Raw genomic sequence first — 21,105 nt, 5'->3', positions numbered from 1 at the left:
ATCTCCTACAAATTTGCCACTTCAATCGATAATTTACGATAATTGTCCTTACTCGATTCCTTAAACAATAAAAGTGTCTTACCAATCGTTTGGACAACTTGGATGTCCGAGTTATTCTCAATAAATTGTTTAACGTCACTCACATCCACATCGGCAGACTGTTGAAGATTAATTTTAATTAATTCACGGTGATCAACAGCATTTTTAACTTCATTCATCCAAGTCTCATCTAACCCATTCTTTCCAACTGAGAAAATGGGCCGCATATGATTCGCTTTTGCTCTTAAAAATCGTTTTTGTTTTCCCTTTAAATTCATTATTAAATACTCCTAAAACATTGCTTTTCTAACTAACACTGACACACCCTTAGGAGCATATCCAGCAACCGTGGAACCTTTCGGCACGGTAATCCATCCCAGTCCTTCAATCACTAAATCACTTCTGTCAGTAATTTTAAATTCATGTCGTTTTAACTCAACGACGTTGTCCTTACCAGTTGGTGGGGTCAATAATTCACCGGCATGTTTCTCAAAAAATTCATCAGCATTTGTTAATTTGGTTCGATGAATCATCAGATTATTGTCAGCATAAACGGTAAAGCCATGACGTTCCCCCGAGATAAAATCAAACCGGCCAATTGCACCTAAGAATAACGTCTGCCCTGGATCCAACTGATAAGTCCTGGGTTTAATCCGTTTTTGCGGTGAGACATACTTCAAGTCTTTAGAACTTAAATAGTGAGCCATCTGATCTTCATGAACAACACCAGGTGTATCGATCAACTCTTTTCCATCTTCCAACGGTATTTTGATCAAATCGAGGGTAGTACCAGGAAACTTAGAGGTAGTAATAACCTGCTTCTCACCAGTGCTTTGTTGGATAATTTGATTAATTAAGGTAGATTTGCCAACGTTAGTTACTCCAACCACATAGACATCTCGGCCCTTCTGATTTTTTGAAATGGCTTTTAACAGATCATCGACTGATTGATTCGTCTTGGCAGATACTAATTCAATATCAATGGGTCTAATTCCATTCTTATTTGCCATTTGACGTAACCAATCTTTAACTTTGTTCTGGTTGAACGACGATGGCAACAAGTCTGATTTGTTACCAACTAAAATAATCGGATTGTTACCAACAAAGCGCTGAATCCCAGGAATCATACTTCCATCTACATCAAATACATCCACGACATATACTACTAACGAATCAGTGTCGCTAATTTCACTCAATAACTTTACAAACTCGTCATTTGAGATGCTAATTGGTTCAATTTGATTATAATGACGAAGCTTAAAACAACGCTGACAGTATAATTTTCCAGAATCAATTCCTTTCTTGATTGCTGATTTAGGCGTGTAACCAGCCTGTTTCGGATCGGTATCTTGAATTTGTGCCCCACACCCAATGCAATATAAGGGCTCATTATTTTCATCATTATCCATTAATCAATATCATCCTTCCACTTTAAATCACTGTACTTTCGCATCAATTGTGCATATACAAACGTTTCAAAGAAACGATTAATCCGTGTGTTCCACGCATCTGAAGTAACCAATGGCTTTACCAAAATACTTCTAATTCGAGTATTATTAGCGGCCCATATATCCGTTAAAATTTGATCTCCCACCATTACCACTTGACTTCGTTTTAAACGATACGTTTTAAGAGCCCTTAAAATCCCAAAAGTAAGTGGTTTTAAAGCCCGGGCAATAAATGGTAACTCAAGACTAGTAAGAGCTTTCTCTAGTCTTTCCCGATTATTATTTGAAACCACAATCACCCTGATTCCATGATCTCGAACTCTTTTGAGCCAATCGTGCAGTTCTACGGTTCCCTCAGGATTATTCCACGGAATTAGGGTATTATCTAAATCGGTCAGAATTACATTAATCCCGTAACTTTCAAGTTTTTCTGGGGAAATTTGATAAATATTGTTAACCATCCAAGTCGGTTTGAATAATGATAGCATATAGACCTCTCTGTAAATAAGAATTGATGTTTCTATTTTAAATCATTTATGTATAGATTGGGAGCATCCCAATCCGATAAAAAAACTTCCACCAAACAAGAGCGGTGAAAGTTTTTTAGGCTTATTTTAATGCTGCTTTGGCTTTTTCCGCTAATGCAGAAAAGGCATCAGCATCGTTAACTGCTAAGTCAGCTAACATTTTTCTGTTCATATCGATGTTAGCAAGTTTCAAACCATGCATGAATTTACTGTAACTCAATCCATTATTTCTAGTGGCTGCGTTAATTCTTGCAATCCAAATCTTTCTGAAATTACCTTTATTGGCACGACGGTCACGAAAGGCATATTCCTGTGACTTCATTACTTGATCTTTAGCAGTTTTGAATAAACGATGCTTAGCACCGCGGTATCCCTTAGCTAATTTAAGAACACGCTTACGACGATTACGTGTGGTAGTTCCACCTTTTACTCGTGGCATATTAAAATCCCCCTATACAAACTATATTATTCGCTTATTTTTGTAGTAATTCTTTGTAAGTCTTCAAGTTTGACTTAGCCATCATACGTGTTCCACGTAAATGTCTACGTTGTTTCTTAGTTTTACCGTGAAAACGGTGACTAGTGTAGGCATGACCACTCTTTAAACCACCATTAGCAGTTTTTCTAAAACGCTTTGCGGCAGCACGATTTGATTTCAATTTTGGCATATTATATTCCTCCTCATCGATTCATAACCCAATTAAATGAGTTATTTCTTTTCATTCTTACTTGGTGCAAGCATTAAGAACATACTTCGGCCATCCATCTTTGCTCGTTGAGTTACATCGGCAACGTCAGAAGTAGCTTCCGCCATTTTATTTAAGACATCTCTTCCAATACTTTTATGGGTAATGGCACGTCCCTTAAATCTAATAGAAACTCGAACACGTTCACCCTTTGTCAAAAACTTTTTGGCATTTTTAAGTTTGGTGTTGAAGTCATTACTATCAATCGTAGGACTTAACCTAATTTCTTTAACACTAACAGTTTTTTGACGCTTTCGAGCTTCACGCTCTTTCTTTTGGCGATCAAACCGATATTTCCCGTAATCAATAATCTTGGCTACAGGTGGTTTTGCTTTGGGAGCAACAACAACTAAATCCAAATTAGCTTCTTCAGCAATTGACAAAGCTTCTTTAGTAGATTTGATTCCTAATTGATCTCCATTAGCACCGATTAATCTCAACTCGCGAGCATGGATACCCTCGTTAACCATCTTATCTCTTGCTATGGTAATTCACCTCCAGGTAATTTTAAGCAGAAAAATAGCGGATGCTACAGAGCACCCGCTACACCTAAAAACATTAGGACTTTCATTCGTAGATTGCCCAGCGATCAAAATCACTCAGGCGAGAAGCGGGAAGCTTCTGCTTTTGACTACATAATAGTACCAATTTTATTTAATTTTGTCAACTGACTTAGACTCTTCATCATCATTACGTGAGTAAGTAGCAATATCATGAAGAACTTCTGAAATAAAGTCATCAATTGACATATCGCGACTGTCATCTTCACCATACTTACGAACAGAAACCGTATTATTCTTAATCTCATCATCACCAACAACTAGTGTATATGGAATCTTCTTGGTTTGAGCATCACGAATCAAGTATCCCATCTTTTCACCACGTTCGTCGACATTGGAACGTAAGTTTAGTGCACGAAACTTTTCGTTTAATTTGCGAGCATAGTCACCGTGTTTTTCATCACTAACCGGGATGATTTGAATCTGATCGGGTGCAAGCCATGTTGGAAAAGCACCCTTATACATTTCAATCAAGTAAGCGGTGAACCTTTCCATGGTAGAAACAATCCCTCGATGAATCATAACGGGACGGTGTTCCTTACCATCTTCTCCGACATAGTGAAGATCAAATCGTTCCGGTAACATAAAGTCCAGTTGAATGGTAGATAACGTCTCTTCATTTCCCAGAGCCGTCTTAGTTTGAACATCAAGCTTAGGACCGTAAAATGCGGCTTCACCTTCGGCTTCAACGTAATCAAGACCTAAGTCATCCATGGCACCCTTTAACATCGTTTGCGCTTTGTTCCACATCTCATCATCGTCAAAGTACTTTTCGGTATTCTTTGGATCACGATAACTTAATCTGAACGTATAGTTATTAATGTCAAAATCATGATAAACTTCCATCATCAAATTCAAGATTTTTTTGAATTCTTCTTGAATTTGATCAGGAGCAACAAACGTATGACCATCATTTAAAGTCATTTCACGAACTCGTTGAAGACCACTAAGTGCACCAGACTTTTCGTATCGATGCATCATTCCTAGTTCAGCAATTCGTAGAGGAAGCTCTTTATAAGAACGAATATGATGATTGTAAATCTGAATATGAGATGGACAGTTCATTGGACGTAATTCCAACATTTCGTCATCATCCATCTTCATTGGTGGAAACATGTCGTCTCGATAGTGATCCCAGTGACCAGATTGCTTATACAAATCCAAATTAGCTAATACTGGGGTATAAACATGTTGGTAACCATGAGCAATCTCTTTATCAGTGATATAACGCTCAATTGTACGACGAATCGTTGCACCCTTTGGCATCCAGTAAGGAAGACCAGCCCCAACCTTTGGATCGACAAAGAATAAGTCGAGGTTATTCCCAATAACACGATGGTCACGCTCTTTAGCCTCTTTACGCTTCTTCAAATCTTCATCTAGGTCATCAGCTTTAAAGAAAGCAGTGCCATAAATTCTTTGAAGCATTGGATTGGATGACTTACCTTCCCAATAAGCACCAGCAACAGACAGGAGCTTAAAGTGTTTTAGATCTTTCAAACTTGGAGCTACTACCCCTTGAGCTAGCGTTTTAACCCCATCGATACTGTAAAAAAGAATATTATCAGAATCAATGTTGGCAATTAGTTGTGCTTGATAAGGATCACCATCAACTTCTTTTAAAGCGTCATCTTTACTTAGATAAACCCTTTCGACCGTAGCGTTATTTTTGATGATCTTTTTCATTTTATCAGCTAATTCATCAAGTTCATCTGAACTAACTTGACGATCTTCTTTGTCAGTATCAACAAAAAAACCATCTTCATCCGCGGCAATTTCACCAATGCGAATATCATGATACTTTTCTTTGACCGCCGTTTCCAGTAACTGAGCAGCACCCTGTCGTAGGATTTTAAGACTCTCATCAGAACCGGAAGTAATGATGTCAATCTTGCCACCATCTTTTAGTGGTTGCATCAAATCAACAACTTTTCCATCAATCTTAGCCGCAACTGCCTTTTTGGCTAGACTAACTGAAATTGACTTGGCAATATCTGCCGCAGTACCCCCCGAATCAAATTCTTTCTTGTTACCATCTGGAAACTCAAATGATAATTTAGCCATTTTACTCATTCCTTTCATAAAAAAAGTCCCTAGTAAGTAAATACTAGGGACGCCATTAGCGCGGTTCCACCCAAATTCGTCCATTTATTTGGACATCTCGTTTAAAACCTATTTATTAATGTCATTTAATAAAGGTGGTAAGTAAGTTACTCCAAACAGATAGTTTCCAGAAAACCTATCCTCTCTGTGAAATTCGTAATCACTCATGTCCTTAACAATTAACAGTCTAAACAACGACCTGTTACATGTCAAGAATAATCATTATTTATTCCTGCGATTCCTACCATCAAGTTCAATGGGCTTTGCTAAAAATTTAATTCGTTCCATCAATCGCTTAGCTTTAAGTGGTTCCACATCTCCCTGAGCATTAACCTTTAAATGCTCTTGTTCCAATTGATCCATAGAAAAGTTAGAACTAAAAAAGGTGGGAAGCTCATTTTGCATTCGATACTCTAAAATAACCCCAAGAATGTCGTCTCTGATCCAAGATGACATTGAGTCTGCTCCAATATCGTCAATCATCAAAACTGGAGCAGTTTTAATTTCATCCAGCTTACCGCCAACTTGATTGTTTCCAATTGCATTTTTAATTTCAACGGCAAAACTTGGAAAATGAATCAAAACCGAACTATAACCGTCAGAGGCCAAACGATTGGCAATTGCTCCAAGTAAATAAGTTTTACCTACGCCAAAGGGACCGTATAGGTACAACCCCTTCTGAAAATGCTGAGGATTATTTTCATATGAACCAATAAAATCAAGTGCTCCTTCCAAAGCTTGAGCTCGTTCAGCTGTCTGTTCATAATCACTTAAATTTGCCGATTTAATTTCTTTGGGCATTGAAATGGACTTAATGCGTGACGCAAATTGTTCTCGCTTCTGCTTGTTTAACAACGCTTGCGTAGGTTCGTACGAAACGTCAATCAAATGGTCACTTAAAACCAAGGTTGGTTGGTATCCCTTAGCAAAGTTAGCGTTTCCCTCTTCCAACTTTTTCTTTTCATTGACAAACTCATACAGTTTTGATGCCGACCGTTTCACAACATCATCACTTAATTCACTCTCATTATCACTTAAAAATTTTTTAACGTCTGGATCAGAATAAACCGAATTCATTAACTGTTGGTAATTATGATTCAAATTTTTCTTTTTCATCAATTGGCTCATCTCATCACTAACATTCTTCATGATTACTCATCCCCAGACTTTTTATTTAATGAATTTAATTTCTCAGCAATTCGTTTTCGCTGAGTAGTCGAAATTTTTTCATTACCCCGACTTTTATTTTCCTTAGCCCAGTCAGGCAATGTTTCTTTGACATTTGTACGCCTTCGGTATCTTCTTTGTCGATTGTTTTTACTTTCAGTAACCTGTTCCTGACGGTGCTTAATATCGTCAATCGCTTTCGATGCACTATTAATTTTTCTTTGCGCCCAATCATTTGCAATGGTGTCAATTAAATTTTTATTAATGGTAGGTTTCCCCTCGTCAATCAAGATGTGATAAACAAGGATATTGATCACTCCATTACTCAAAGTGTTGCGATTAATAAGTTCAGATAGAATCCTTTCTTCAGCGGAAGTAGTAAAACCACCTTTTTCACTCTTTAAAGAATCAAGAAATTCTACTGGAGCGGAAGAATCAGCAATTTGGGCCAATTGCTGTTCCTTGGCCGTTAGCTTACTTTGTAATTTATCTGCCTCATGGACACGGCTTTGCTTGGATTGATTTTCTGCTGGAGCCTTTATTTGATTTCGTCTAGAAATTAATATCTTAAACTTTTTAGGGTCAAAACGATTGTTAACCAAGTTACTGGCCTTCTCAATGTATTGTGCCATCTCAAGTTCACCAATTCCATATAATCGGTTGGTGTTACTAAAGAGTGTCTCATACTTTTTAACACTTTCATTTTCAACAAAGGACTTATCCAAAATATTCATCAATAGCTTAAAGTCAAACTGATCGTTTGAAAGCTTATCATCAAAGGAATCTTTTTTTACATTAGTCTTGTGTCGAACTGCCTTGATTACACTTGGTTGGTCATTTACTTTCTCATTATTAACTGAAAATACTTGCAGGAAATTACGAGTTTGATCATCTAACCCACTAAAATCAAAATGTTCTGGTAAGAGTTCATCTGAAAGTTGTAAATAGCGATCTTCACCAACCATTTCAAGTAATAACAGACTCAAAAGACTATCACTAAAGAATTGGTCAGGATTAAGTGGCAGTAAAAGTTGATACTCATACAAGTCGATTTCAAAAGAATGATCAACATACGTCTTAAGCAAACCGGATCCTTCAAGTTTCATAAGTGAATCATCTAGTTCTTTGGCATCAATGCTAAGATCAGACATTAATTCAAAATTAACGTGCTTCTCATCATCAATTAACCATAAACAATTGTATAAGGCATATGCATTTTTACCAATGACGGGCATGTACAACAAATCGACATAATGACGTTCAACATCACTAATGGGCTGTGATCGATAAACTTTAAAATCAGTTTTAGGATTAATTCCGTTGATCATTCTTTATTCTTATCCTCATTATTTTCGTCTTCATCATCCATTAATTCTTTGAGTTTATTATAAAAGACTGACATATCCTTAAATTGGCGGTAAACACTTGCAAACCGAATGTAAGCAATTTCGTCAACTTCTTTTAGTCCTTTCATAACACCCTCACCAATAGTTTGGCTAGCCACTTCATGGCTGCCATCATCAGCGTCATAAGCTATTTTTTCAACCTTATCAACAATATGGTTCATCTGTTCCATCGAAACTGGACGCTTTTCAGATGATCTGACAATTCCACGCAAAATCTTAGAACGATTAAATTCTTCTCGATCACCGTTCTTTTTTACAACTAACAAGGGGCTTGATTCAATCACTTCAAACGTCGTAAACCGAAATCCACATTCTTCACATTCCCGTCTTCGACGAATACTTTCACCATCTTTGACCCGACGACTTTCTAAAACCTTTGAACCGATATGATGGCATCGTGGACATTGCATTTTTTCACCTTCACTAATTACATAACACTTACTAAATCATACCAATCTTTAACCGACGACTTCAATTGATCGAAAGTGCCAGAGTTATCAATACACCAATCAGACAGTCGTGCTTTTATTGGTTGTGCCCATTGAGCACCAATCATTTTACTAGCTCGACTTATTGAAATATCATTTCTTCTAACTAACCGTTGCAGTTGAACAACTGGATCACACGTAACCATCAGATTAGCATCAGTTAAAATCTGAAATCCATTTTCAAAAAGGGTGGGAGCGTTTAAAATCACCAAACGTTGATCGTGTAACTTGTTTAGTCGAGTATTAACTTCACGAAAAAGGTATGGGTTAACAATTTGGACTAACTTTTTCATACCATCACGATTTGAAAAAACAATCTTACCCAAAACACCTCGATCAATTTGCCCGTTACTTTTAATCACTAAACTGCCAAACTGCTCACTAATTTGATGAATTAACTCACGATTATCTTGTTCCAATTCATGTGTGATGGAATCTAGGTCTAATGTAGAAACCCCTAAAGTAACTAAATAATCACTTGCAGCCGATTTGCCGGTTGCAATTCCACCGGTTAATCCAATAACTTTACTCACTTAGATCACCATGAACTTTTTGACAATGAGGACAGAAACTAGTACCTCTTTGTGCAACCTTGATTTTTTCAATAGTAGTTCCACAACGCTCACACGGTTGTCCCTTTTTACCATAAACATGAAGATGATTTTGAAAGCTGCCCTCTTCACCAAAGGCATTTTTATAAGTAAACACCGTTGTTCCATGACCCTTGATAGCTAACTGAATTTCTTTAATGATGTTTTCCCTTAAAGTTTCAATTTCCTGATCACTTAAATAGTTAGTAGCCTGTTCCGGATGAATCTTAGATAACCACAAACTTTCATCAGCATAAATATTCCCAATCCCAGCAATGTTAGATTGATCTAATAAAAATGCCTTAATTTTTCGGTGAGACTTATGCAGTTGCTTCTTTAAATAATCAAACGTTAAATCATTCTCAGTTGGCTCCGGTCCAATTTTATTCAATCCTGACAAATCATAAACCTGAGAATCCTTAACTAAATTCATCTTTCCAAATTTTCTTGTGTCATTGTAACGAAGCTTTCGACCATCGCTTAAATGAAAAACAACGTAAGTATGTTTTTGATTCTCAGTACCCTCAGGTACCACATCATATTTACCTTCCATTCGTAAGTGAGAAACTAAAGTATAATCGTCACTTAGCCGGATTAAGAGGTATTTACCCCTCCGATCAATTTGTAAAATATCCTTACCAGCTAACAAATCTTCAAATTCTTTTACTGGTAAATTCAACATTTTTGGATACAAAGCATCCACGGAAACAATCTTTTTACCCTGTACAAGATTGGTTAACCCTCTTCTTATCGTTTCAACTTCAGGTAACTCAGGCATTCCTACACCCCATTATTTTTTTATATCATACCAATTTGGTCCGTAATGACTTTCAACTTTTAGCGGTACATCCAGATCAACCGCAGAATCCATAACACTTGGAACTAATTTTTCTAAAATTGGAATCTCTTCTTTTGGTGCTTCAAAGATTAGTTCATCATGAATTTGCAGTAACATCGTGGCCTTTAAACCGTGTTTCTTAAGTTCTTTTTGCATTCTGATCATTGCAACTTTAACAATATCGGCAGCACTTCCCTGAATGGGGGAGTTCATTGCCGTTCTTTCGGCAAACGAACGTTTCTGAAATTGCTTAGAATTAATATCCGGCAGGTAGCGTCGACGTTTCATGATGGTTTCAGCATACCCATGATCTTCGGCGAACTTAACGCTATCTTGGGTGTATTTTTTGACCCCTGGATATTCCTTAAAATATTTATCAATAAATGCTTGAGCCCGTTTTCGTGATATGCCAGTATTTTTAGCAAGTCCATAAGCACTAATTCCATAGACAATCCCAAAATTGACAGCTTTTGCTTGTCTTCTCAACTCGGGAGTAACATCCTCGTTGCTTGGAAGTTCAAATATCCGTCGTGCGGTCGCTGCATGAATATCTTCCCCATTTTTAAAAGCTTCCTGCATGTTCTTATCTCCAGAAATGGCAGCTAAGACACGTAATTCAACTTGAGAATAATCCGATGAAAATAGTTGCCATCCCTTATGACGAGGAACAAACGCTTCACGAATTTTGCGACCTTCTTCAGTTCGAACTGGAATATTTTGAAGGTTTGGGTCAACCGAGGACAATCTTCCAGTTTGAGTTAAGGTCTGCAGATAACGGGTATGAACTTTATGATCACGAGAATAGATGTCTTTTTTGATTCCATCAATATAAGTTGAAATCAATTTTGACAGTTGCCTGTACGCCAGGACATTATCGACAATCGGATTCAGACCCGCAATTTTTTCTAACACATCAACCGACGTAGAGTACCCTGTTTTGGTTTTTTTCACAACTGGTAATTTCAACTTATCAAACAGGATTTCACCTAACTGCTTTGGTGACCCGATGTTGAATTCTTCTCCAGCCTCGTGATAAATCGACTGCTCAATTTCTGATAAATGCTCAGTAAATTTACTCTTCAATGCTTCGAGGGTATCTACGTCCACCGTAATTCCTTCAATCTCCATTGCACTTAGCACATAAGACAATGGAACTTCTATGTTACGGTACAAATCTAATTGATTGTGTTTCTTTAAATCATCAATCATTTTATCTTTTAAATCATTAATTGCCAATGCTTTCCTGACAATGTGAGCAAAAAAAGTCTCATCATTTTCTGGCAGCTGTTTTTTCTTTCCAGTTCCATAAACCTCACTATCCGGTTTAACCCCATAATATCCGTGCCGATTAGCCACTTTAGCCAAATCATTACTATTATCAAGGGTATTCAGTAAATATGAAGCTAATAACATGTCAAAATCAACGTTATTTAACTGAATATGTTCGCGATTGGCAGCCACAATTTGCGCTTTAGCATCGAAAACATTTTTTTTAATATCGTGATTTTCTAAAATGCCCTTTATTTTCGGATCATCTAAAAGATCAATATCCTTACTTACAAACCAATGATCCTTATCCCCAATAACAAAACCAACAAATGGAGCAGTATGGTAATTTTCATCCAACATTTCAATGTTAAAGACAACATCTTCTGACAAGTGATCTAACTCGGCTAAATTGTCTTTATTTAAAATCGTATATTTAACATCTGGAAGTTTCTCAGCCGACTGACTCTCTGATCCTTCCATTTCCTTTAAAAAGGATTTCATGTTCATTTTCTTATAAAAATCAACTAACTTATCATTATCGGGACCATCATACTTTAAATCTGATAATGAAATTGTGAGGGGAGCATTGCAGTCAATGGTGGCTAATTTTTTAGACAAAAATGCCTGGTCTTTATCCTTAATCAAATGCTCTTTCAATTTTTTACCAGAAACTTCATCGATATGATTATAAAGATTATCAATACTATCAAATTTTTGAATTAACTTGATCGCGGTCTTTGGACCAACTTTTTCAACACCCGGATAGTTATCCGAGTTGTCTCCCTGAAGACCCTTTACGTCAATAATCTGTCTAGGAGTAATTCCCATCGTCTCTTTTACAAAGTCTGGCGTGTATTTCTCAATTTCACTCACACCCTTCTTTGAAATCGCAACGGTAACTTTATCCGAACAAAGTTGGGTAAGATCACGGTCTCCCGTTATGATAGTAACTTGATAGCCGTCATCAGCCGCTTTCCTTGAAAGCGTCCCAATAATATCGTCAGCTTCATAGTCTTGCAATTCATAGGTTTTAATTCCCCGATCATGGAGCAGATCCATTACAAACGGGAATTGTTCACGTAATTCGTTGGGCATTTTTGCCCGTCCGGCTTTATAATCTTCGTACATTTTGGTTCTAAAGGTTGTTTTACCTGCATCAAAAGCGGCAAGAGCTGACGTTGGCTGAACATCCTTTAAAATGTCATCTAGCATTCGATTAAAACCATAGATCGCACTGGTGTGCAATCCGTCTTCATTGGTAAAACGTTCCAAGGAAGTAAATAACGCAAAGAATGCTTTATACGTTAAAGAATTTCCGTCAATTAATAATAATTTCTTGTCTGCCATAAAATTCTCCTTTAGAATTAATTACTATTATTTTAACACTTATAATCAGTTCAATTACGAAAAAAAACATGGTCAATCGACCATGTTTTTTTATTAATCTCGATTATTTCCAAAAATACCAAAGACCTCAAGAAGAAATGTAAATAGGTTTAGAAAATCAAGATACAACTGAAGTGCCCCAGAAATTGCAAGTCCGTTTACATTAATGTTACCAGAGTACTGCATGTACATTTTCTTTAAGTTTTGTGTATCAGTAGCACTCAACGCAGTAAAAATAATGATCCCAACGGCTGAAATAAATAACTCAATCCATGGATTTCTCAAGAATAAGTTAATTACCATCGCAATAATTAAAGCAATTAATGCTGCAAACAATTGCGTGCTTAACTTGGTTAAATCTCTGTGAGTAGTGAAACCAATTGCACTCATTACCAAGAAAATACTAGCACTGGATACTAACGCTGCTCCAATGGTACCAAGATTAAAGGCAATGAAAATGTAACTAAGTGAAAGCCCTGTTAAAACCGAGAAAACCAATAATCCGATAAAGCTTAACGTCGGATTACTTTGTGCAAATCCCGAAATCACAAAGGAAATTATGAACCAAACGATTAAAATTACTAATCCTGAGGCTCCACTACTGATGTTTGGCATAAAAACACTACTTAAATACGCAGAAATAGCAGAAATTAAAACCGCAATTCCCATAATCCCATACACTTTGGTAAAAAACGCGTTGAGTCCAGCATTATCGCCAACTACCCGACGACCACTTTCTCCATCAAAATTATTCATTTTTATTCTCCTTTAATTAACCTTCTTACTTAAATGACTTAACAATTCCTCATAGGCTCTTTCGTACTTTTGAATATCTCCAGCACCCATAAATATTACCACGGCATCGTGATATTGCAACAGTGGAGACATGTTTTCTTCCTCAATTAAGCCACCATCTTTGGTAATTTTATTAACCAAATCCTCGCTCTTAACGTGTCCCGACTTTTCTCTTGGAGAACTATAAATTTTAGTAACGTATACCTTATCTGCTTTGCTTAACGTTTTAGCAAAGTCATCAAGATAGGCAATCGTTCGACTAAAAGTATGGGGTTGAAAAACAGCAATGATCTCCTTATTGGGATATTCTTGTCTAGCGGCATCTAAAGTGGCCTTAATCTCAGAGGGATGATGTGCGTAATCATCAATAATTGTCATATCGCCAACTTTAACTTGAGAAAAACGACGCTTAACCCCCTTGAAAGTTTGAAGTTCACGTCTGATTTCGTCCAAATTAACGTCTTCAAAATATGCAACGGCAATTACCGCCAAAGAATTTAAGACATTGTGTTCTCCATACAAAGGAATACTGAATTCCCCTAGGTCCTTTCCGTCATATTTAACGTGAAAAGTCGATCCAGCAGTTGTTCGCTTAATGTCCACCGCCTGAAAATCGTCATCATCACTAGTTCCATAGTAATAAATTGGAACTGAAGCTTTTAACTTCCGTAAATTCTGATCATCGCCCCAAGCAAAAATAGCCTTTTTAACCTGGTTTGCAAAGGTTTGAAAAGCGTCAAAAACGTCCTCAATTCCGGTATAGTAATCCGGATGATCAAAATCAATGTTAGTCATAATGGCATAATCCGGATAAGTTGCCAGAAAATGGCGGCGATACTCGTCGGCCTCATAGACAAAGAAACGCGCATCAGTGGTTCCCTTCCCAGATCCATCACCAATCAGATAATCAGTTGGTGCGATCCCGCCTAATACGTGAGAAAGTAGTCCAGTGGTACTGGTTTTTCCGTGAGCACCACATACTCCGATGCTCGTGTACCCCTCAATTAATTCTTCCAAGAAATCAGGATAACTATAAATTTTTAGTCCTAACTCTTCGGCTCTTTCAATTTCCGGATGCGTATCAGGGAAAGAATTTCCTTTAATAATCGTCATTCCCTTTTTAATATTATCAGGATTGAATGGTTCAATCTTAATTCCAGCATTTTCTAATCCTTGCTGAGTAAAGGTATATTTTTCAATGTCAGAACCCATGACCTTACAACCGCGATCATGGAGAATGAGTGCCATCGCACTCATCCCAGTACCCTTAATTCCTACAAAAAAATAAGTAGTGTCTTTATTTATGTTAGTCATTTAGTTGGAATTCCCCTTTTTATTGTCTGGTTTAATAATACCAATTAAAGTAATGAAAATCTAAAAATTTAAATATTCAATTTAGCAAGTTCATTTTTCGTCAAATAAACATCTCGCGGTTTAGAGCCATGCTCACCTGAAATAAAATTATTTTGCTCCAAATCATCAATAATACTAGCAGCTCGATTGTATCCAATGGAAAACACTCGTTGCAATTTTGAAGTTGAAATTCCATCTTCGTCTGCGATATAACTCAAAACTGATTTCCACAAGTCATCATGTTGTTGAGCTTGTTCTGCACTTTTAAGCAATGATTTGGGCTGAAACTCGTACTTTGGTGTTTCCTGACTTCGAACTTGATCACAAACTCGCTCAACTTCTTGGTTAGTGACAAAAGCACTCTGAAGTCGCACTGGTTGACTGGCACCACTACCCAGATAAAGCATATCTCCCTTACCGAGTAGTCGTTCAGCTCCGCTTTGATCAATGATTGTTCTTGAATCAATCTGGCTTGAAACCATAAAGGCAATTCGTGTTGGAATATTATTCTTAATGGTCCCAGTTACAATATCAACGCTCGGTCTTTGAGTAGCAACAATCAAGTGAATCCCAGCTGCCCGAGCTTTTTGTGTAATCCTAACAATATAATCTTGGACTTCTGTTGATGCAACCATCATTAGATCAGCAAGTTCATCAATCACAACTAGGATTTGAGGCAACTTATCCGCATCACGGCCATTTTTATGTGCCGCTTGATTATACTGAGTTAAGTTTCTTACCCCAGCAGCAGCTAATCGCTCATAACGGTTGTCCATTTCCTCAGTGACCCATTTTAAAGCAGCAGAAGCCTCTTTCGGATCTGAAACAACCGGGGTTAACAAATGTGGAATCCCATTATATGGCGCTAATTCAACCGCCTTAGGATCAATTAAAATCATCCTTAAATCACGGGGCGAATTTCGATACAACAATGAAACAAGCAAACTGTTTATGAACACACTCTTTCCAGATCCAGTTGCACCAGCAATCAAAGCATGTGGCATTTTTTGAATATCGGCAGTCTTAGAAGCGCCGCCAATACTCATCCCTAATGCTACTTCTAACGGTGAATGACTAGATTCAAATTCATTTGAATCTAGAATCTCTGAAAGCATCACTGGTCTAGGCTTTGGATTAGGAATCTCGATTCCAACCGTCGACTTACCAGGAATTGGAGCCTCGATTCTAATATCTTTGGCTGCTAGGGCCATCTTTAAATCATCAGTTAGGTTAGTGATTTTGCTTACTTTAACACCAAGTTCCAACTTAACTTGAAATTGAGTAACGGTCGGTCCATCGGTCCAATCGACTACGTGACCATGAACCCCAAACGCCCTTAATGTATCATCAAGTGTTTTAACTTGCTTTTCAATCCATTCACTCAAACCATCATCAGAAGTCGAAATTGGTGGATTAAGTAGGTCACGACGAGGAAATTGATAATTAGTCTGATCCTCCTGATTGCTTGAAGTATCTGACAAATGCCTATGATTCGTTGTGGTTTCACTTTTTGAATCAGTAAGTTCGTTAGCAGGTTGAAGAAGTGCTTTTTCCTCATCTTGACGCTTATCAGTACTATCAATTGGAGAAGACGTCTTCTCGTTATCGCTTCTTTCATCAGGTTCTTTTAACTTATCTTGTGGATCCGATTCACTTAAAGTGGGATTACTTGATACCGTACCTGATGCGTTTTGATCATCATTATCTCTTCTATCATCACTAAACAAAGCTAGATTAGCCGCTAAGCCACTCTCCTCTTTAAAGATATCTGCGAGCGAGTGGCCTAATTCACGTTTACTGGCTGAAGATTCTTTATCATCTTCAAAGTTATCCACAGGCTTAGAGTTATCCACAATGTTTTCATTCTTATTTACATTTTCTTTAACAATTGGTTGAACGTCATTTTCCCATAAATCTAGATCATCAGCTGGAACGGCAGTTGGATCTTTAGGATTTAGATAAAGAACAAAATCATCATCATTCTTCTCCAATTCAACGGCTGCATCTTGATATGGTTTTCTGACTGACTGATGAACGGAATAGAAATTACTATTTTGGTTACGGGAACGCGGAGTAAATTCTTTTGTTCTTTCCACTAAGGAATTTCGGGACTCAACATAGTGCTTTTTATCATCTTTAAATCGCAACTGAAATCCGCTCTGATACTTTGGTTGATAACGAGACTGATAGGCTGATTGTTTAACATTAGAATCGTCACTACGGATAATTTCTTGATTTGATTTTTTTGTTGTTCTATGAAAATCATTGATTTTTTTATCGCTACTCTTAAAGGGAACTTTCCCATTAAAGTATTTACGATAAAATGCCGGTCCATCATAATGTTCCAATTTAATCACCCTTAAAGAATTATGTATAAAAAAACGAATAGAAACTATTCGTCAAAAAGATTTTTTGCTTTATCAAAATCAAATGGTTGCCCAACTTCATAAGAATCGGGTAAAACTAAAGCTCCTGGTTTATCGGGTGCATTAGGAATGTCTAATTCTCTTCCAGAACAAATCATTCCATCACTTTTTACCCCACGAAGCTCTCCTGGCCAAATAATTTGTCCATTTGGCATCATGGCTCCAACTTCCGCTACGACAACTTTGATTCCCGGTCTCATATTGGGAGACCCACTAACAAGTTGCAGCATTTCCCCATTCTGGACTTTGGTTTGAGTTATGTGAAGATGATCAGACTTCGGATGATCTTCCATTTTTTCAACGTAGCCAACCACAAACTTTGGTTCGGTACTAGTAGGTAAGAAAGTTTTAAACCCAGCCTCTTTTAAAGCATCATTTAAAACTTCAACATCGTTACTTGAAAGATCAACTTTTCCATTCTCTGATTTTAAGTTCCCTAAAATCTCACTGGCATTGAAAAAATTATAGCCAACTACGTGTCCCTTCTTATCTTTAATCTGAACAATATCATTTGATTTTGATATTTTCTGTGGTTCCGATCCTTCTCCAAGAATGACAACCAAAACATCACCCATTTGGCTTGGATTATAACTTGCGATCATCAAATTTAGCTCACCTCCGAATTTATTGTGGAAGAGATTTAATAAAATCTTCTACTTGTTCCTTGGTTTTTCGATCTTTATTAACCAAACGACCAGTCTCAATCCCATTATCAAAGGCAACGAAGCTTGGAATTCCAAAAATGTTCATTTCCTTAGCTAAATCGATATTTTCATCCCGATCAACTGCAATAAAGTCATAGTTTGGAAAATCTTTTACAATTTCTGGCATAACAGGCTTGATAAACGCACAATCTGGACACCATGTGGCAGAGAAAAATAGGATGTACTTTCCATGCTTAATTTTTTGCTTTAATTCGTTAAGATTCATTACTGGTAATTGTTCCATCGTATCCCTCCTAAACATTAATATTATAACCCACTCGTATTAAAAATGTTATATAATAAATTCAACAAATTCAATCGAAGGGATGCTTTTTATTATCATAAAACACAAACTAGCTTTTATTACTGGATCCGTAATTGCGGGAGTTTCGCTGTATTCACTTATTAAATTCAAGCAAGAACGCGACCAAGATCGGGTTAGACGTCACTTGTCCGATACATTAAGCAAAAAGTTTGATAATAGTGAGTTGTATGGTTACTGGATCGACTTTAACCAAAACGAAGATGGCCAGTTCCTTGGCGGAATCAACATTTTAGACGATGATAACCATGACATTAAATCATATGGATTTACATTCGATTTGACCACAAATAACCTCGATAACGTTCAACTTTTAAACACAAAGTCGATTAGTTAATCAACAAATTGGGCTACAATCTTATAGATTGGGCCCTTTTCTTTAAATTTCTCTTCATATTCAGTTTCTACATTATCTTTAGCAGCATCGCTAGCATGCAAGTCAAGATTAACGGATTCAAACTTCATCCCAAAATTATTCAAACTAACCAACGAATACTCAAATAATCCACGATTATCAGTTTTAAACTCCAGTTTAGCTTGGTCAGGTAACACGTCTTGATAACTCTTAAGAAAACGCGGCGAGGTAAGTCGCCGTTTTGTATGTCGTTTCTTTGGCCAGGGATCAGAAAAGTTGAGGAAAATTTTTGAAACCTCACCCTTTTTAAAAATGGTGTTCACAAGACCGCCATCAGTATGAATCAATTGAACGTTATCTAAACGATTATTTACGACTTTTTTTAGTGCCATTGCAATTACTGACTTTTGAATTTCAATCCCAATAAAATTAATATTGGGATTTTTTTCTGCCATTTCAGTAATAAATTTTCCTTTACCACAACCAATTTCGACATAAATTGGGGCGTCTCTAGAAAAACGTGTTTCCCACTTTCCCATGTATTTTTCTGGATCATCAACAATTAATTCAGGATGATCTAAAATAAATTGATTTGCCCAGGGCTTATTTCTAACTCTCATCATTTAACCTCAGTTTCTAATTTGTTTAACTTTTTTATTTAAATAGGGAATCGTTAAGACATATCCCTCAACAATCCAAATTACCACCGTTATTAAGATTACAGGAACCGACATCCGGGCGATTAACATTGCAATCAGGAGGATAAAACATTCAAACAAAAGTAAAATTTGAATGATCTGTCGAAAATCCGTCAGCTGGATCTTCTGACTAACCGGATAAATATGGGTAAACACATTACTTTCAAAATACTCATAAAATGGGATTAACTGAAATCCGACTAAATAAACAAAAATAATTGTCATTAACGAAACAATAATTTGATTAGGAATAATCAATACCAAAATAACGGCAATAATTATTAAGCGAAAGTATAGTGAACCTGGTCCACTGTCTCTTAATAATGATCGAAGATACAAATTCGAATAGACGTGACCTTGATCTTTTTTTAACAACTTAAAAATTGGATCCAAGTATTTTCTGCGGTGAATCCGACCTGAAAGTTCAGGGACTTCGGTGAATAAACTATAAAAGTGATAAATCCGATTCATACGAGAATCTTCATGTTCAATTGCATAGTTCCAGTTTAAGATCTTATTTTTGGTTAGAATAGCGACATACATTAACAATGCAGCCAGAACTAATGCTAATAGTGAAGCTATAAAAACATTAAAATACAATGCTAATACTAGAATAATAAGGGGGATAACCCACTCAGTTACACCGGCTAATACTACATGTCGATTTAACTGAAAATAGAGTTTGATTACTTGATATGACATCCAACCGGTTTTCAAAAGCAAAATTACGATTAACAACCCGATTAACTCTGAAATTGTCCAACCAATTGAAACACTTAAAAATGGCATTAGTACAAACCACGTTACTAAATCAATCAGCAATGCCATAAACAAACTATAGAGAAATGCTCCCTTAAAGTAACCAGCAAATTGGTATTCCCTAGGGGCCATAAAAACCTTATCAGCGGACTTGATTAAAGTTGCCAGTCCACCAAGTTGAAGCACCACTAGTAAAATCAAAATCGCAATCGGGCGCTCCCACCATAAATTGCCTGATAATTGCTTTAAAAATCCAGAGTAAGCGTAGCCCAGACCACCCACAAAGAACATAATCGCAATCACAAAAAAATCGTTAAAAACATATTTAAGGTATTTAGTCATTTCGATTAAATGATTGCTTAACCTTTTTTGGAAAATCCTATTCATTTTTATCATCCCTTGCTAAAGACAGATAAATATCTGAAAGTGACTTCCCATCATTGGGATACTCTTTTCTAATCTGTTCCATCGTTCCTTCCGTTTGAATCTCACCTTTGTTAATTAACACAAAACGATCACAATACTTTTCTGCGGTATCAAGAACATGAGTCGACATTAAAATACTGGCACCCTTACTCTTCTTTTCTTCAATCAACTGCAAAAGATCATCGACCGCGAGCGGATCGAGACCTAAAAATGGTTCATCAATTACATAAAGCGACGCATTAGTAATGAACGCACAAACAATCATCACTTTCTGACGCATTCCTTTTGAAAAGTTGGCAGGAAACCAATCAAGTCGTTTATCCAACCGAAAAGTCTTAAGTAACTGATTAGCTTTCTCCCACGCTACTTGTTTATCCAAATTATAAGCCATGATAGTAGTATCAATGTGTTCTTTTAAAGTTAATTCTTTGTATAATACTGGCATTTCCGGAATATATGCAATTTGTTGTTTGTATTTTTCAATGTTTTGACCAATCTGCAAACCATTGACTTTAACGGTTCCAGTAAATGGCTTCATGAGTCCAATAATATGATTAATGGTAGTTGACTTCCCAGCACCATTTAAACCAATTAAAGAAACTAATTCGCCATCATTAACATCAAAAGTCTCATTTTTTAAGACTGGCATACCAGAGTAGCCACCAGTCAAGTCTTCTACTTGCAAACTCATATTTACCCT

Annotated in this window: 22 protein-coding genes and 1 other annotated feature; of the genes, 1 reads left to right on the top strand and 21 read right to left on the bottom strand. The window is 36.8% G+C overall.

The window, feature by feature from the left end:
• Positions 1 to 5: 5 nt before the first annotated feature.
• From yhbY to AC6UDA_RS03185, 18 genes are all read right to left on the bottom strand, one after another.
• A complete protein-coding gene (yhbY, locus tag AC6UDA_RS03270) occupies positions 6 to 317 on the bottom strand; it encodes a ribosome assembly RNA-binding protein YhbY (protein WP_500695713.1) in 312 nt (103 codons plus the stop codon).
• Between the two features lie 12 nt (positions 318 to 329).
• The gene (gene yqeH, locus AC6UDA_RS03265) at positions 330 to 1,448 is read right to left on the bottom strand and encodes a ribosome biogenesis GTPase YqeH (protein ID WP_500701031.1); all 1,119 of its coding nucleotides are present in this window, start codon (positions 1,446 to 1,448) and stop codon (positions 330 to 332) included.
• Complete coding sequence (locus AC6UDA_RS03260) at positions 1,448 to 1,993, bottom strand: YqeG family HAD IIIA-type phosphatase (RefSeq protein WP_500693958.1); 546 nt, start codon at positions 1,991 to 1,993, stop codon at positions 1,448 to 1,450. Before AC6UDA_RS03260 ends, yqeH begins: the two co-directional genes overlap by 1 nt.
• 103 nt (positions 1,994 to 2,096) lie before the next feature.
• Positions 2,097 to 2,453, bottom strand: a complete 357-nt coding sequence (gene rplT / locus AC6UDA_RS03255) for a 50S ribosomal protein L20 (RefSeq protein ID WP_010021582.1) — start codon at positions 2,451 to 2,453, stop codon at positions 2,097 to 2,099.
• Between the two features lie 34 nt (positions 2,454 to 2,487).
• Positions 2,488 to 2,682, bottom strand: a complete 195-nt coding sequence (gene rpmI / locus AC6UDA_RS03250) for a 50S ribosomal protein L35 (protein WP_010021583.1) — start codon at positions 2,680 to 2,682, stop codon at positions 2,488 to 2,490.
• A gap of 41 nt (positions 2,683 to 2,723) precedes the next feature.
• Positions 2,724 to 3,230: a translation initiation factor IF-3 gene (infC, locus tag AC6UDA_RS03245; protein ID WP_500693664.1), complete on the bottom strand. Its 507-nt coding sequence runs from the start codon at positions 3,228 to 3,230 to the stop codon at positions 2,724 to 2,726.
• A gap of 38 nt (positions 3,231 to 3,268) precedes the next feature.
• Positions 3,269 to 3,393, bottom strand: a sequence feature (ribosomal protein L20 leader region).
• Positions 3,394 to 3,410: 17 nt separating this feature from the next.
• Complete coding sequence (gene thrS / locus AC6UDA_RS03240; protein WP_500711131.1) at positions 3,411 to 5,384, bottom strand: threonine--tRNA ligase; 1,974 nt, start codon at positions 5,382 to 5,384, stop codon at positions 3,411 to 3,413.
• Between the two features lie 261 nt (positions 5,385 to 5,645).
• Positions 5,646 to 6,572 (bottom strand): primosomal protein DnaI, encoded by a 927-nt coding sequence (dnaI, locus tag AC6UDA_RS03235; RefSeq protein ID WP_500710915.1) that lies wholly within the window; start codon positions 6,570 to 6,572, stop codon positions 5,646 to 5,648.
• Positions 6,573 to 6,574: 2 nt separating this feature from the next.
• Entirely contained in the window at positions 6,575 to 7,918 is a 1,344-nt protein-coding gene (locus AC6UDA_RS03230) for a DnaD domain protein (protein WP_500710912.1), read from the bottom strand.
• On the bottom strand, positions 7,915 to 8,406 hold the full coding sequence (gene nrdR, locus AC6UDA_RS03225; protein WP_500693661.1) for a transcriptional regulator NrdR: 492 nt from the start codon (positions 8,404 to 8,406) through the stop codon (positions 7,915 to 7,917). The genes AC6UDA_RS03230 and nrdR overlap by 4 nt, the downstream gene beginning before the upstream one ends.
• 17 nt (positions 8,407 to 8,423) lie before the next feature.
• Entirely contained in the window at positions 8,424 to 9,017 is a 594-nt protein-coding gene (coaE, locus tag AC6UDA_RS03220; RefSeq protein ID WP_500710909.1) for a dephospho-CoA kinase, read from the bottom strand.
• The gene (mutM, locus tag AC6UDA_RS03215; protein WP_500693659.1) at positions 9,010 to 9,852 is read right to left on the bottom strand and encodes a DNA-formamidopyrimidine glycosylase; all 843 of its coding nucleotides are present in this window, start codon (positions 9,850 to 9,852) and stop codon (positions 9,010 to 9,012) included. The genes coaE and mutM overlap by 8 nt, the downstream gene beginning before the upstream one ends.
• Positions 9,853 to 9,864: 12 nt before the next feature.
• A complete protein-coding gene (polA, locus tag AC6UDA_RS03210; protein ID WP_500693658.1) occupies positions 9,865 to 12,528 on the bottom strand; it encodes a DNA polymerase I in 2,664 nt (887 codons plus the stop codon).
• A gap of 93 nt (positions 12,529 to 12,621) precedes the next feature.
• Positions 12,622 to 13,323, bottom strand: coding sequence for a Bax inhibitor-1/YccA family protein (locus AC6UDA_RS03205; protein ID WP_500693657.1), 702 nt, complete (start codon positions 13,321 to 13,323; stop codon positions 12,622 to 12,624).
• 12 nt (positions 13,324 to 13,335) lie between these two features.
• Positions 13,336 to 14,667: a UDP-N-acetylmuramate--L-alanine ligase gene (gene murC, locus AC6UDA_RS03200; protein ID WP_500693956.1), complete on the bottom strand. Its 1,332-nt coding sequence runs from the start codon at positions 14,665 to 14,667 to the stop codon at positions 13,336 to 13,338.
• A 77-nt stretch (positions 14,668 to 14,744) separates the two neighbouring features.
• The gene (locus AC6UDA_RS03195; protein ID WP_500710906.1) at positions 14,745 to 17,063 is read right to left on the bottom strand and encodes a DNA translocase FtsK; all 2,319 of its coding nucleotides are present in this window, start codon (positions 17,061 to 17,063) and stop codon (positions 14,745 to 14,747) included.
• 44 nt (positions 17,064 to 17,107) lie between these two features.
• On the bottom strand, positions 17,108 to 17,746 hold the full coding sequence (ytpR, locus tag AC6UDA_RS03190) for a YtpR family tRNA-binding protein (protein ID WP_500693655.1): 639 nt from the start codon (positions 17,744 to 17,746) through the stop codon (positions 17,108 to 17,110).
• 19 nt (positions 17,747 to 17,765) lie between these two features.
• Positions 17,766 to 18,089, bottom strand: coding sequence for a thioredoxin family protein (locus AC6UDA_RS03185; protein ID WP_500699529.1), 324 nt, complete (start codon positions 18,087 to 18,089; stop codon positions 17,766 to 17,768).
• Between the two features lie 82 nt (positions 18,090 to 18,171).
• On the opposite strand from AC6UDA_RS03185, the gene AC6UDA_RS03180 reads away from it, so the two are divergent.
• Positions 18,172 to 18,504, top strand: a complete 333-nt coding sequence (locus tag AC6UDA_RS03180; protein ID WP_500693653.1) for a hypothetical protein — start codon at positions 18,172 to 18,174, stop codon at positions 18,502 to 18,504.
• Here AC6UDA_RS03180 and trmB read toward each other — a convergent pair.
• The 3 genes from trmB to AC6UDA_RS03165 are packed head-to-tail and all read right to left on the bottom strand — an operon-like array spanning position 18,501 to position 21,096.
• A complete protein-coding gene (gene trmB / locus AC6UDA_RS03175; RefSeq protein ID WP_500710904.1) occupies positions 18,501 to 19,142 on the bottom strand; it encodes a tRNA (guanosine(46)-N7)-methyltransferase TrmB in 642 nt (213 codons plus the stop codon). The genes AC6UDA_RS03180 and trmB overlap by 4 nt on opposite strands.
• A 9-nt stretch (positions 19,143 to 19,151) precedes the next feature.
• Complete coding sequence (locus AC6UDA_RS03170) at positions 19,152 to 20,366, bottom strand: ABC transporter permease (RefSeq protein ID WP_500710902.1); 1,215 nt, start codon at positions 20,364 to 20,366, stop codon at positions 19,152 to 19,154.
• Entirely contained in the window at positions 20,359 to 21,096 is a 738-nt protein-coding gene (locus AC6UDA_RS03165) for an ABC transporter ATP-binding protein (protein ID WP_500706604.1), read from the bottom strand. Before AC6UDA_RS03165 ends, AC6UDA_RS03170 begins: the two co-directional genes overlap by 8 nt.
• Between the last annotated feature and the right edge of the window lie 9 nt (positions 21,097 to 21,105).

This window comes from Fructilactobacillus sp. X8R4C1 (assembly GCF_059900905.1).
Note: the sequence above shows the minus strand (reverse complement) of the source record. Positions and strands in the feature narration are given on the sequence as shown.

Coding starts and splice junctions, on each gene's coding strand:
- yhbY (WP_500695713.1), bottom strand. CDS start 317: ATGAATTTAAAGGGAAAACAAAAACGATTTTTAAGAGCAAAAGCGAAT.
- yqeH (WP_500701031.1), bottom strand. CDS start 1,448: ATGGATAATGATGAAAATAATGAGCCCTTATATTGCATTGGGTGTGGG.
- rplT (WP_010021582.1), bottom strand. CDS start 2,453: ATGCCACGAGTAAAAGGTGGAACTACCACACGTAATCGTCGTAAGCGT.
- rpmI (WP_010021583.1), bottom strand. CDS start 2,682: ATGCCAAAATTGAAATCAAATCGTGCTGCCGCAAAGCGTTTTAGAAAA.
- infC (WP_500693664.1), bottom strand. CDS start 3,230: ATGGTTAACGAGGGTATCCATGCTCGCGAGTTGAGATTAATCGGTGCT.
- thrS (WP_500711131.1), bottom strand. CDS start 5,384: ATGGCTAAATTATCATTTGAGTTTCCAGATGGTAACAAGAAAGAATTT.
- dnaI (WP_500710915.1), bottom strand. CDS start 6,572: ATGAAGAATGTTAGTGATGAGATGAGCCAATTGATGAAAAAGAAAAAT.
- AC6UDA_RS03230 (WP_500710912.1), bottom strand. CDS start 7,918: ATGATCAACGGAATTAATCCTAAAACTGATTTTAAAGTTTATCGATCA.
- nrdR (WP_500693661.1), bottom strand. CDS start 8,406: ATGCAATGTCCACGATGCCATCATATCGGTTCAAAGGTTTTAGAAAGT.
- mutM (WP_500693659.1), bottom strand. CDS start 9,852: ATGCCTGAGTTACCTGAAGTTGAAACGATAAGAAGAGGGTTAACCAAT.
- polA (WP_500693658.1), bottom strand. CDS start 12,528: ATGGCAGACAAGAAATTATTATTAATTGACGGAAATTCTTTAACGTAT.
- AC6UDA_RS03205 (WP_500693657.1), bottom strand. CDS start 13,323: ATGAATAATTTTGATGGAGAAAGTGGTCGTCGGGTAGTTGGCGATAAT.
- AC6UDA_RS03185 (WP_500699529.1), bottom strand. CDS start 18,089: ATGGAACAATTACCAGTAATGAATCTTAACGAATTAAAGCAAAAAATT.
- AC6UDA_RS03180 (WP_500693653.1), top strand. CDS start 18,172: ATGCTTTTTATTATCATAAAACACAAACTAGCTTTTATTACTGGATCC.
- trmB (WP_500710904.1), bottom strand. CDS start 19,142: ATGAGAGTTAGAAATAAGCCCTGGGCAAATCAATTTATTTTAGATCAT.
- AC6UDA_RS03170 (WP_500710902.1), bottom strand. CDS start 20,366: ATGAATAGGATTTTCCAAAAAAGGTTAAGCAATCATTTAATCGAAATG.
- AC6UDA_RS03165 (WP_500706604.1), bottom strand. CDS start 21,096: ATGAGTTTGCAAGTAGAAGACTTGACTGGTGGCTACTCTGGTATGCCA.